Source organism: Burkholderia sp. SR8 (genome assembly GCF_052851275.1).
Genome location: NZ_JAULUC010000037.1, coordinates 1 through 12,540 on the forward strand (window position 1 = coordinate 1; position 12,540 = coordinate 12,540).

The following is a 12,540-nucleotide window of genomic DNA, read 5'->3' on the forward strand; positions in this document are numbered from 1 at the left end:
GCTGCGGCCGGTTTGGTCGTCTTCCTTTTGGGCCGCGGGCTCGCCGCGGCGGACAACAACTCGAACGGCCGTAGCCAGAGGCTCGATTTTTTCCTGGGCATGGACGAATCTCGTGCGGGCGGCTCGTGTAACGGGATGCGTTCGAGCCGCCGTCGGGTGGATGTCGGATGCGGGTGAAGCAGGATTCGTGCTTGGGGATGCGCCTGCGCCGAAGCAGGCGCGCATCGCCGGCACGGAAGGGGCGGCCGACCGGATTCAGGCGATGTGACAGTTTCGTTGCAGCGTCGCGATCCGGCCGCGCCACGCATCATGCTACCGGTTATCGCCCGCGTGCGCGAAGCGGCGTATCGCGGCGGGAGGCATCCCGCGGCGAGCAAATTACGTCGATTGGCGTCGCGATGCGACATGCCGTTGCATGGCGACGGCCAGTAGAGCAACCATCGCGGCGGGTGCCAGATGGAACGGCAGCGGGAAAATGTGCACGCAGCACGCTTGCACGGGCATCAGCCACGCGATGCCGATGATCGCACGATCGACGCGGCTCAGTTCGCGGTGTGTCGCGTCGTGCGCGAGCAGCGCAATCGGGAGGCCGAGCCACGCCAGGTCGTAGCTCATCATGTACGGCTGCATGAGCAGCGTGGCAGTCGACAACGCGGCGGCCCGCAGCTCGAAACGTGCGCGGACGGCCCATAAATACGACGCGGAAATTGCGGCCGGGACGGCAACGAGCATGTGACACGCGTACGCGCCGGCAACCGGAAGACCGGCCATTCTGGCCGCGGCAAACACGGTCGGCATGCCAGCCCAATGATCGTCGCCGTTCAGCAGGAGCGACCGCGTGAAGTCCGGCAGATACGACAAGTACGCGCGCCATGCATCGATGCCGAGCACCGCGGTGGTGCATGCCGCGAATGCGACGACGAGGATGGCCGAAGCGGACAGTACCTTCCAGTGGCGGCCGCACAGCAGCGCGAGCGGGAAAAGAATGCCGAACTGCGGCTTGATCGCGAGAAAGGCGATGCAGGCGCCCGCGCGCAACGGCGCGACTTCCATCAGGGCGAGTGCGCCGCCGGCCGCCGCTGCGGTGAGCAGCGAATTCTGACCGGCATAAATGGCGAGGGCGGCGCCGGGAAATGCGGCAACGACCAACAATGCCGAACGGCCCGTACCGCGGCACAGACGGGCGATGACGGCGCTGTAAGCGCTCAGCCCGAGTGCCGTGAACAACGCGACGGCACCGGCGAATTTCAACGCGCCGAATGGAAGCACGGCCAGCAGGAACGTCGGCGGGTACGGAAATGGCGCATACGCGCCCGTCGGCCTGATTTCGGCCTCGATAGGTTGCATCCAGTCGGCCGAGAATACCGCTGGCGCGCCGTGTTCGATGGCGACACGGGCCGCCGCCCAGAACACGCCGAAATCGATTCCGACCATCGGAGCGGTTCGGTCGTTCAGCATGTAGTATTTGACGCCCCAGATCGCGAGCGCGGCGATTTGCGTCACGAGCGCGGCACCGGCATAAAGCGACGCGCGGCTCACACGCTGCCGGGTGCTATCCCATGTGCTCACGATCGCCCGTCCCGATCACGTCGGCACCGCATGAGCGCGCGGATCCGGGCGCTTCATCGATACGTCCACAGCCGGTGCATCAGGAACGTCGTCGGCGGAATCAGCAGCGCGATCGCAACGATGCTCCACCCGCGCGGCACGTCGAGCAACTCGGCGGTACGCGCGAGCAGCATCGTCTCGGTGAAGCCGGCCAGCGCGACGGCCAGGAAGCGCAACAGGTTGCGCGAATGCACCGTCGACGAGAAGCTCCACAGCGTATTGGCAAGATACGAGAACACCGTCGCGCACACGAATGCGACGGCGTTCGCGAGCACCTGTGTCGCATCGAACAGCGCGTACATCGCGCACGCGATCAGTGCGTGAAGCGCCGTCGAGCAGAGCCCGGACAGGCCGAAGCGCGCGAGTCGCACGCGTTCCGCATAGAGCAGCTGGAACATCGCGACCTCCGCCGGTCAGCGCGCGCCGACCCGCACGCGAGCCGGCTGGACGCGGCGGCGCGCGGCCGTGCGCCGCGCATCGCGTGCGACCGGCAGTTCGACTACCTTGCCTTGCGCCTGATAGCGGCGGCGAATCAGATAGACCGGACGTTGCTTGGACTCGTCGTAGATGCGCCCGATGTACTCGCCGACCACACCGATGCCGACGAGCTCGATGCCGCCGATGAACAGCACGACGGACAGCAGCGACGAGTAGCCGAGCACCGGATTGCCGAACAGCAGCGTGCGGCCGACGATGAACGAGCCGTACAGGAACGCGAGCGCCGCAATGCCGAGGCCGATGTAGGTCCAGCTGCGCAGCGGCACGGTGCTGAAGCTCGTGATGCCCTCGAGCGCGAAATTCCACAGCTTCCATCCGGAGAACTTCGAGTGTCCGGCGCTGCGTGCGTCGCGCTGATATTCGACGATCACGGTCCGGTAGCCGACCCACGCGAACAGCCCTTTCATGAAGCGATGCCGCTCGGGCAGGCTGCGCAGCGCGTTGACGACCTTGCGGTCCATCAGCCGGAAGTCGCCGACGTTCTCCGGCAGTTTCACGTCGGACAGCAGATTGTGCACGCGGTAATAGATCGCGGCGGCGGTGCGCTTCGCGAACGAATCGCATGCACGGCTGCTGCGTTTCGCGGCGACGACTTCCGCGCCGTCGCGCCAGTGTTCGAGCATCACCGGAATCAGGCTCGGCGGATCCTGCAGATCGGCGTCGAGCGGGATCACGGCATCGCCGGCGGCTTCGTCGAGACCGGCGGTCAGCGCAGCCTCCTTGCCGAAATTGCGCGTGAGATCGACCACGCGCACGCGGCGGTCGCTCATGCTGACGCGGACGAGGCGCTCGAGCGTGTCGTCGCGGCTGCCGTCGTTCACGCAGACGATCTCGAAGCGGATCGTGTCGAGACCGGCCATCAGCGGAATCACGACGTCGAAGAAGCGTTCGACGGCCTCGCCTTCGTTGTAGAACGGCACGACGAGCGACACGAGCGGCGTGTAGAGTGAATCGCGCATGATGGTTCCCCTGAGTAATGCCGGATCAGCGGCCGCGCCCGAAAGTCGGGCGGCCGATGCGGCGCAGTCCGTGCGCCGGACGGTGGTGCGGTCGGACCGGATGCGTAAAGCCGGTCTCGGTCGAACGGTCGCGTGCGTCAGGCAACGACGGCACATCGCGCCGCTCTTGTGCAATCCGGCTGACGAGCAGCGCGAGCGACGCAAGCGTGACCAGCGGCATGAACTGGAGCGACAGGCGCGGCACCAGCAACAGGCCGGCCAGCGGCATCACCCACATCAGCAGCAGCCATTCGCGATCGAAGCGACGCCAGCCGTGCGTCCATGCGTAGCGCGCGTACCACGCGATCACGAGCCCGTACCAGGTGAGGTCGTAGTCGTACAGGTAGGGGCTCACTAGCAGGCACGCGCAAGCGATGGTCGCGGCACGCAGCGCGTACGAGCACGCGCCGCGCCAGGCGTAGACGACGGCGATCGCGGCGACCGTTGCCGACAGCAGCTGCAGTGCGCGGGCGACGTACGCGGGCCAGCCGGCCATCGTCGCGAGCGCCAGCAGGGTCGGCATCCGTGCGAGCCTCGACTGGCCGCTGCTGACGATCAGGAGGGCGTCGCGGATCCCGTGCGCGAACGCGAACCACGTGTCGATCCCGAACACGAGCGTCGCGAGCGCGGTGCCGCCGACGACCGTCGCGGCCCATGCGGCCAACGCGCGCCATTGCCCGGCGCACAGCAGAGCAAGCGGGAACAGCACGGCGAGTTGCGGCTTCATCGTCAGCAAACCGAAACAGATGCCGGCGGCGACCGGGCGGCGGTTCAGCGCGAGCAGTCCGATGCCGGCAAGCGTCGCGGTAAAGAGGCTCGTCTGGCCCACGATGACCGTCAGGAACGCACCGGGGAACGCGAGCGCGCAGAGCAGAGCGGCGTCGCGCTGCACGATTGCCCGGATCATCGCGGCGAATGCCAGGCAGGTCGCGCCGAGCCACAGCACGACGGCGAGCGTGTACGGCAGCCAGCCGAGCGGCAGCACGAACAGCAGCATGGTAGGCGGGTAGAGCCACGGCAGCGTGCCGTCCGCGACGGTCATCGTCGGGACCGCGAGCTTCTCGAGCGCGAACAACGCCGGGAAATTCCATGCGTCGACTGCATGCCCGCGTGCTGCGAGCCGTGCGGCGCTCCAGATCGGCGAGAAATCCTGCGACAGCGGTTCGGGGCCGCCATGATGCGCAAGCGATACGCGGAACAGGTAGATGCCGATGAACAGCAATTCGGCCAGTAGCGCGCCGACTGCATAGAGGCGTACGCGATCGCGGTTGAGCCAGTGCGGAAAGCGGCGGGGGCCGGCGACCGGGAGCTCCGGATGGAGATCGAAGGCCGACTGCGCATGGCGGGCGAACGGCGGCGTTTTCATCGCTCGCTCCGCTCGGCGAGCGCCGCGCGGCGCACGACGACGAACAGTACCGCGAGCAGCACGAACGGCCCGATCTGCGGCAGCTTCATCAGCCGGTTCAGCATCTCGAAGATCGGCAGCAGCCACGCTAGCACGAGGATGAATTGCTCGCCCGGCAACCAGCCGTCGTCGAGGCCGCATGCGATCAGACAGAACAGCGCGATGCCGAGCCACGTCAGTTCGTAACTCCACAGGTACGGCGTCGTCAGCAGCGTGGCGACGGCCAGTACCGCCGCGCGCAGACGCATGTCATGCGTCCGGCGCCACACGTGGACGGCTGCTGCGATGGCAAGCAGCGCAACCGCTGCCTGCGCGGCCAGCGCGGCTGTCACCGACACATGGGCGAGCCGCAATGCGGCGAACAGGGTCGGCGACGCGAGCCAGTACGACGCCTGCATGAAATGCTGGTCGCGGACCGTCGACATCGCATGAGCCAGGCCATGCAGCGCGGCGGGGCCGGCCAGTGCGATCCCGGCCGCCGCGAACAGCGTCGCGGTGATCGCCGCGGCCGCGAAGGTGCGCCATGCACGTGCGGCGATCAGCACGAACGGGAATACCACGGCCAGCTGCGGCTTGATCGCGAGCAGTCCGATCAGCACGCCGGCGAGAACCGGACGCTTGCCGAGCAGCTGCAATGCGAGTGCGGCGACGCCGGCGGTCAGGATGCTGTTCTGGCCGAACAGCGCGGACAGGCATACCGCCGAGTATCCGACCATCACGAGGCCTGCGGCGCGCGGCGCGGGAAGATGCGTACGCAGCCCCGACAACCGGGTGACGGCGTACGCGTAGCATAAAAGACTGCCCGCGAGAAAGAGGAAGTAAGCGGGCAGGAAAGGCACAAGGGCAACCGGCGCGACGAGCAGCAACATCGTCGGCGGATAGAGCCAGGGAAGCGGCTGATGCTGCAGATATGCACCGAAGTGCAGGGATTCAGCCTGCAGGAATGACGAAGTGTCGTAGGCCCAGGACGCGTGGCCTTGCAACACGAGATTGGAAGCAGTCCAGAAGACCGAGAAGTCGGTGCCGGGGCGGCTCGTCGCGCTCGACGTGAAGCCGTCGGTCACGACGCCCCAGACGATTGCCAATGCAACGAAGAGCATCAGCATGATGCAGCTGTACGGAACGATCCGGTCGGCTGTCAGCCATTGAGCACAGCGTATTGCGCGATCGCGCGTTCCACGATTGGCTGTGTACATGATGCCCCGTCTGTAGTGGAGGCTGCGTGGTCTGCCGCAGCCGTTTGCTGTCGTCGTGCCTGCGGATCGAATCGCTCTGAAACGGCGTTGTCCGGTGAACCCATTGTTGGAGAAAAAATCGCGTGATGCAAACCGCGTACTCAACACCGGGATCGGGAAAGAGTCGCAATACGCGTAATCACCGCGTTTTCTGGTATGAGAAAACGCGGCGCAAAGGTTTCGTGTTTCCGAGTTGAAACATTCCACGTTTTGCTGCGCTGCTGCAGCCCCCTGGACAAGCGGCCGGCGACCGGCGTCTCGCGTTCGGGAAAATACCGACGAAATTTTTTTTGCCGCGCGCGCAGAGCCGTAGCGCGCATTCCGGCTCGGCTGCGTCGGATCGCACGCATATCAAATCTGAAACATTTTCGACGTTGCGCCCGGCGCCGCGGAACACGGGTATCGCCGAAACCGTTGATGCATATGGATTCCTCGCGATATGGCCTGCTCTTTGCGTAAGCCTCGGCACGGCAGTCGACGAGGTGACGACCGGGCGGTTGCGACGAATGACGAATCGAACCGGCCCCGAATCACCTGCGGAACGAAAGGCCCGGGCGCGTCGGGGAAGGTACGCAGCTCCGGGCCACCGAACCGCACGTACCTTCGCCGATCGACCGACGAGACCCGGTTTCTTCTGGGCGACAAGAAAATCGGCATGGCAGCACTTGGGGAATAAAAAATGAAAGACCACAGCGCATCGCGGTCGGCAAGCCGCGACAGAAGCAGGTTTCAGCTTCTCCGGGAGTTCGTCTCCCGTTCAATTGGATTCCACGCGTCGAACGGCAGCGTCGCCGTTCGATTCGGCCGGCATGCCTGGATCGTCGGGCCGGCTGCGCCACGCGCGGTTCTCTTGTCTTCCGCCTCTTTGACAACCGTTCGCACGGGCAGGCGTGTGCATCCCTGCCATCGCAGCTGAGCGTCGCGTTTCGATTTCTCGCGTAGTGCCGGTGGTGCCCATCCCCGACGTCGTGACAGACGAAGGGATTATCAATAGCAGTCCGAAAGGAGTGTGCACATGCGTAGCTTGATCGAGAAGATTCCGTGGTTCATCCAGGATGAGGAAGGCGTGACGGCCATCGAATACGGTCTGATCGCCGCGCTGATCGTGATCGGCATCGTCGTCGCGCTGACCACGGTCGGCACCGATCTGCAGACCGTGTTCAGCACGATCGCCGCAGATCTGGATTCGGCAGTAACAGGCTTCTGATGGACGGAAGGGGGGAGCGGTTCATCCGGATCGTTCATCGCCACCATACGGCATTGTCAGCATTCCTCGACGTATCGACGCCGATCGCTCGATCAGGCCGGCACGCGAGGGTCTTGAACGTAACTCAAGGAGATCATCATGTCCCAGCTCATTCAACAAGCCAGCCGCTTCGTTCGCGATGAAGACGGCGTGACCGCCATCGAATACGGCCTGATCGCCGCACTGATCGCCGTCGGCATCATCACCGCGCTGTCGACCATCGGCAAGGATCTGGCGACCGTGTTCAGCACGATCGCCGACGATCTGAACTCGGCCGTTTGACGTCGTTGAACGACGAGGTGTGCGGGCGGCTCGGCCGGTGCAGTGCTCGAGCCGCCATCACTCTCCCGACCGACCGGAAACCGGAGATCGTCATGAAGGCCAATATGCGTGCCGCACTCGCCCGAATCGGCGACGAGCAAGGCGCGACGTCGATCGAGTATGCATTGCTCGGTGCGATGTTCGCGGTCGCGGTGCTGGGCAGCGTCGTCACGCTGAGAAGCTCGGTGAACGACACGTTTCAGGTGATCGCGGCGGCCGTGACGGCGGCCGTGACCACAGCGCTTGCCCTGGTTTCCTGACGCCCCCATTCGACCTGCGAGGTTCGCCATGCTGCTCGTTGCGCCGCCCTATCCGGTTCCGCTGTGCGTGACGCTGCTCGCCGTCGCAGCGGCCAGCACGGACATCGCGAGCCGCCGTATTCCGAACCGTCTCGTCGCGGTCGGGCTCGCCGGTGCACTGGTCGCGCAGTGCCTGCTGCACGGCTTGGTGGCGGGCATACTCGGCTGGCTCGGCGGCGCGGCGACCGGCTTCGGCTTGCTGCTGCCGTTCTACCTGTTGCGCGGGATGGCGGCCGGCGACGTGAAGCTGATGCTCGCGATCGGGGCATGGGTGGGAGCCGAAATGACGTTCTACATCGTGCTCGCCACTTTCGTGGCCGGCGGGATCGGCGCAATCGGATTCGTGCTCGTGCGTGGCCGGATGCGCGAGATGCTGGCGAACGTTCGCGCATTGATCGTACGCGGTGCGCACAAGGCGGGCCCGGGGGTAGCCGGCGGCCCCGCGGAAAGCGCATCGGTCGGCACGCTGCCGTACGGCGTGGCGATCGCGGCCGGCACGCTCGGGATGCTGTTCGCGTCGTGTGCTTAACGCGACGCACCTGCAACGAGGACGAACATGAACACGAACCACACCGAACCGAGACGCGATGCGCAGGTGTCACACCTGCCCGATCCGGCGCCGTCGCGGGAAGTCCACACGAAGATCGGCGCCCAGTTGCCGGCAGCGCCGCGCTCGCTCGAGGACACCGGGCTGAGCATGACGTTCGTCGCCGGCCTCGTGCTGAAGTCGACGCTGATCCTCGGCCGCCCGTCTTACGGTGACCTGGTCGAGCGGCATTGCCTGCCGCTCGCGGTGCTCGACGACGTGTTCGCATTCCTGGTGCGCGAGCATCTCGTCGAGTTGACCCATCGCGGCGCGACCGATCTCGACGTGACGTTCCGGCTGACCGACGCGGGCCGTGTGCTCGCGCTCGAGGAAAAGGCGCGCAGCGGCTACAGCGGACCGGCGCCCGTGACGCTCGAAGCGTATCTCGAGTGCGTGAGCACGCATTCGGTCCGCAAGCTGCACATTGGTTGTCGCGACGTGTGGGAAGCGTTCGAAGGGGTCGTGATCGACACGGCCGTGCTCGATTCGGCGGCCGCGGCACTGAATGCGGGCCGTCCGCTACTGATCTACGGCCCGGCCGGCAGCGGCAAGACCTTCCTCGCCGAACGGTTGGGTTCGCTGATGCGCGGGCGGGTGCCGGTGCCGTACGCGATCTGCGCCGCAGGCGAAGTGATCCAGATCTACGACCCGCTCGTGCATGTCGACGTGGCGGTGCAAAGCGGCCAATCGGTCGATCGTCGCTGGCGCCTGTGCGAGCGGCCGGTCGTGATGTCCGGCGGCGAGCTGACACTCGCCGAACTGGACCTGCGCCGCGACGAAGCGGCCGGCTTCTACCAGGCGCCGCCGCACATGAAGGCGAACATGGGCATGTACATCGTCGACGACCTCGGCCGCCAGCGCGTCGAGCCGCGCGACCTGCTCAACCGCTGGCTGCGCCCGCTCGATCGCGGCGTCGATTTCCTGACGCTCGAATCCGGCAACCGCTTCGTGCTGCCGTTCGACGTGTGGCCCGTGTTCTCGAGCAACCTCGCGCCCGAGCAGTTCGCCGACGATGCATTCCTGCGCCGCCTCGGCTCGAAGCTCCACATCGGTCCGATGTCGATCGACGATTACCGTGCCGTGTACGACGCGGCCTGCGCATCGCTGGGCCTCGTGTCGGCGAACGACGCATTCGAATTCCTGCTGCATCGGCTGCACTTCCCGACCGGCAAGGCCTTTCTCGCATGCTTTCCGGCGGACTTGCTGCGCCTCGTGGCCGCCGGCGCGCGTTATCGCGGCGAGCCGCCCGAGGTGACGCACGACGCGCTGTACGACGCGTGGGCGAGCTACTTCGGCGCAGCGCCCGAGCGCGACGGCAGCCATCCGCCGCCGGGCGAGCGTGCGGGTCGTACGTTCGTCACCGGTTGAGCCGTTTCTTTCACGATTCATCGAGGAGCATAGCCATGAAAAACAGTCGAGCGGTCATGATGCTGGTCGTCGCAATGGTCGCGGGGCTTGCCGCGGTCGTCTTCGCGTCGCGCTGGCTGGTGCAGACGTCCACCAGCTCGGTCACGTCGGTCGCGGTGGCGACCACGGACCTCAACCTGGGCGAGCCGCTCGGGCCGAACCAGATCCACATGGTGAGCTGGCCGTCGGGGAGCGTACCCACCGGTGCATTCACCGATACCAAGGAACTCGAAGGCCGCGTCGTGCGCACGAGCCTCGCGCGCGGCGAACCGGTGATCGAGTCGAAGCTCGCGCCGGTCGGCACGAAGGGCGGGCTGTCCGCGGTGATCGCCGACGGCAGCCGCGCGATCACCGTGCGCGTGAACGACGTGGTCGGCGTCGCGGGCTTCGCGCTGCCCGGCAACTACGTCGACGTGATCGTCAACACGCAGGAGCAACAGGGCAAGACCGACGGCCAGTCGATCTCGAAGATCGTGCTCGAGCACATCCTCGTGCTGGCCGTCGCGCAGCAGGTCAGCCGCGACGACACCGCACCGAAGGTCGTCAACGCGGTGACGCTCGAAGTCACGCCCGAACAGGCCGAACGCCTCGACCTCGCGCGCAGCGTCGGCACGCTGTCGCTCGTGCTGCGCAACCAGATCGACCAGAAGACGCTCACGACCGACGGCGCGACCAAGCTGACGCTGCTCGGCAAGGCGCCCGCGGCACCGGCGGCTCCCGCTCCTGCGCCCGTGAAGACCGTGCGCGTGCGTGTCGCATCGCACGCGGCACCCGAAGCCCACCGCGACTGCGTCGGCGTGCTGACCGGCGTGCGCGGCAGCGTCGAATGCTTCTGAAATCGCAGAACACATCCAGATAACCAGATTAACCAGATCGGCCGCCGTCAACGCACGGCGGCCTTGGAAGGCGACAACCGGCAGTTCGCCGGTCACTCGGGGGATCAGTCGAAATGAAGATCAATCCGCAACACTCAGGTGCCGGTCCGATGCGCACGCGCATCGCACGGGGCACGATGATGGCCGCGATCCTTTGCGCGGGAACGCTGACCGTGTACAGCGCGCTCGCCCAGGAAGGCGCCGAATCGGCCGCGCTGATGAAAGGCGGTGCGAGCGCACCGGCCGCCGTCGCGAAGGGCCCGATGCAGATGACGATCAGCATGGCGCCGGCAGCAGCCGCCGCACCCGCCGCGTCGGCGGGCCCGCTGCGCGGACCGAACTGCGTGGGCGCGGTGCGCGACTCGACCAGCGTCAGCGTGCCGCTCGGCAAGTCGCTGCTCGTGCCGATGCCGGAGCCGGTCCGCAACCGGACCATCGGCAACCCGGCCGTCGCGCAGGCGACGATGGTGTCGCCGCAGACGCTGTACATCCTCGGGCTGTCGGTGGGTACGACCAACATGATCGTGCAGGGCCGTAGCGGCGCGTGCCGCGTGATCGACGTCGCGGTCGGCGCGGACGCCGGCGGCCTGCAGGCCTCGCTGATGCAGTTGATGCCGAACGAGCGCGACATTCACGTATCGACCGCCGCCGGCACGATCGTGCTGGCCGGCACCGTGTCGAACTCGCAGGCCGCGCAGCAGGCCATGCAGATCGCGCGTGCCTACGGCGACAGCGCGGGCGGCGGCGACGGGGCCGCCAAGGGCGGCGGCGTGCTGAACATGCTCGCCGTCACGTCGCCGCAACAGGTGATGCTCGAGGTGAAGGTCGCCGAAGTGTCGAAGACGCTGATCAACCAGATGGGCAGCGCATTCAACATCCAGGGCGGCTTCGGCTCGTGGAGCGGTGCGCTGGTGAGCAACCTGCTCGCCGGTGTCGCGAGCGGGGCCATCTTCAACAAGGCGAACAACAAGCCGTTCAGCATCGCGGCCGATGCGCAGAACACCGACAACCTGGTCAAGATCCTCGCGGAGCCGAACCTCGTGACGATCAGCGGCCAGGAAGCGACCTTCCTCGCCGGCGGCAAGATCTTCATTCCGGTCCCGCAGACGAGCGGCAACGGCACGTCGTCGATCACGCTGCAGGAAGAGGAGTTCGGTGTCGCGCTGAAGTTCACGCCGACGGTGCTCGCGAACGGACGGATCAGCCTGAAGGTGGCGCCGGAAGTGTCGGAACTGTCGCCGACGGGCGTCACGTTGAGCGCGACCAACGTCGGCGGCACGTCGATCCTGCCGCTGATCACCACGCGGCGCGCGTCGACGACGGTCCAGATGAGCGACGGCGAATCGTTCGCGATCGGCGGACTGATCAAGGACAACGCCAGCGGTGCGCTGAAGGCGATCCCGGGCGTCGGCGAGGTGCCGGTGCTCGGTGCGCTGTTCCGCAGCACGTCGTTCCAGCAGGACCGCACCGAGTTGATCTTCCTGATCACGCCGCATCTGGTGAGGCCGCTGCAGACTGCCGACGTGCCGCTGCCGACCGACAGCTTCTCGAAGCCGAACGAAGCCGACGTGTTCGCGACCGGCAACATGGAAGGCCGCAAGGGTGTCCGCAGGTCGGGGGCGCAACCGGCGAACGGTGCGGCGGATGCACCGCAGACGCCTGCCCAGGCGCCGGCTCCGGCACCGCAATCGGGTGCGACGGCCGCACCGGCCGCCGCGCTGCCCGCGCCGCGCGCGCCGCAGCCCGTCGACGCGCCGGCACCGGTGCCGGCGCAGCCCGAGAAGGCAGCAGCCGCAGCCGACGCGGCAGGCTCGGTGAGCGTTTCGCCCGTGGATGTGGGGCAGCCGGAATCGCAGCCGGCGTCTCGGTCGCAACCACAGGCGGACGCGGCCAGCTCGGCGCGGATCGCGCGCATCGAAGCCGCTGCCGCGCGTCTCGCGGCGGCCGGCGCCGACACGCCGGCCAGGCCGTCGTCGCGTCAGAAACACCGGCAACCGGCCGCCGTCCACGCGCAGCTCGCGCGGGCGACTCCGGAACCCGCGTCCACCGATCGTTGAAGCCA

The 12,540-nt window shown here is 66.9% G+C and carries 12 protein-coding genes; 7 read left to right on the top strand and 5 right to left on the bottom strand.

Annotation, left to right across the window (positions count from 1 at the left end; genetic code table 11):
• Positions 1-378 precede the first annotated feature (378 nt).
• The 5 genes from Q3A80_RS29670 to Q3A80_RS29690 form a co-directional block, all read right to left on the bottom strand.
• Positions 379-1,503: a glycosyltransferase family 87 protein gene (locus tag Q3A80_RS29670; protein WP_446332349.1), complete on the bottom strand. Its 1,125-nt coding sequence runs from the start codon at positions 1,501-1,503 to the stop codon at positions 379-381.
• Positions 1,504-1,622: 119 nt separating this feature from the next.
• On the bottom strand, positions 1,623-2,006 hold the full coding sequence (locus Q3A80_RS29675) for a GtrA family protein (RefSeq protein WP_446332350.1): 384 nt from the start codon (positions 2,004-2,006) through the stop codon (positions 1,623-1,625).
• A gap of 15 nt (positions 2,007-2,021) precedes the next feature.
• A complete protein-coding gene (locus Q3A80_RS29680) occupies positions 2,022-3,065 on the bottom strand; it encodes a glycosyltransferase family 2 protein (protein WP_446332351.1) in 1,044 nt (347 codons plus the stop codon).
• Positions 3,066-3,090: 25 nt separating this feature from the next.
• Positions 3,091-4,470, bottom strand: a complete 1,380-nt coding sequence (locus Q3A80_RS29685) for a glycosyltransferase 87 family protein (protein WP_446332352.1) — start codon at positions 4,468-4,470, stop codon at positions 3,091-3,093.
• Positions 4,467-5,705, bottom strand: coding sequence for a glycosyltransferase family 87 protein (locus Q3A80_RS29690; RefSeq protein WP_446332353.1), 1,239 nt, complete (start codon positions 5,703-5,705; stop codon positions 4,467-4,469). Before Q3A80_RS29690 ends, Q3A80_RS29685 begins: the two co-directional genes overlap by 4 nt.
• Positions 5,706-6,759: 1,054 nt before the next feature.
• Here Q3A80_RS29690 and Q3A80_RS29695 point away from each other — a divergent pair.
• The 7 genes from Q3A80_RS29695 (at position 6,760) to Q3A80_RS29725 (ending at position 12,535) form a co-directional block, all read left to right on the top strand.
• Positions 6,760-6,951, top strand: coding sequence for a Flp family type IVb pilin (locus tag Q3A80_RS29695; protein ID WP_446332354.1), 192 nt, complete (start codon positions 6,760-6,762; stop codon positions 6,949-6,951).
• Between the two features lie 138 nt (positions 6,952-7,089).
• Positions 7,090-7,272, top strand: a complete 183-nt coding sequence (locus tag Q3A80_RS29700) for a Flp family type IVb pilin (protein ID WP_446332355.1) — start codon at positions 7,090-7,092, stop codon at positions 7,270-7,272.
• 5 nt (positions 7,273-7,277) lie between these two features.
• A complete protein-coding gene (locus Q3A80_RS29705; protein WP_446332356.1) occupies positions 7,278-7,571 on the top strand; it encodes a Flp family type IVb pilin in 294 nt (97 codons plus the stop codon).
• Positions 7,572-7,599: 28 nt separating this feature from the next.
• On the top strand, positions 7,600-8,139 hold the full coding sequence (locus Q3A80_RS29710; protein WP_446332357.1) for an A24 family peptidase: 540 nt from the start codon (positions 7,600-7,602) through the stop codon (positions 8,137-8,139).
• A gap of 27 nt (positions 8,140-8,166) precedes the next feature.
• Entirely contained in the window at positions 8,167-9,564 is a 1,398-nt protein-coding gene (locus Q3A80_RS29715) for an ATP-binding protein (protein ID WP_446332358.1), read from the top strand.
• A 35-nt stretch (positions 9,565-9,599) separates the two neighbouring features.
• Positions 9,600-10,439: a Flp pilus assembly protein CpaB gene (gene cpaB, locus Q3A80_RS29720; RefSeq protein ID WP_446332359.1), complete on the top strand. Its 840-nt coding sequence runs from the start codon at positions 9,600-9,602 to the stop codon at positions 10,437-10,439.
• Between the two features lie 113 nt (positions 10,440-10,552).
• Positions 10,553-12,535 (top strand): type II and III secretion system protein family protein, encoded by a 1,983-nt coding sequence (locus tag Q3A80_RS29725; protein ID WP_446332360.1) that lies wholly within the window; start codon positions 10,553-10,555, stop codon positions 12,533-12,535.
• Positions 12,536-12,540: the final 5 nt, after the last annotated feature.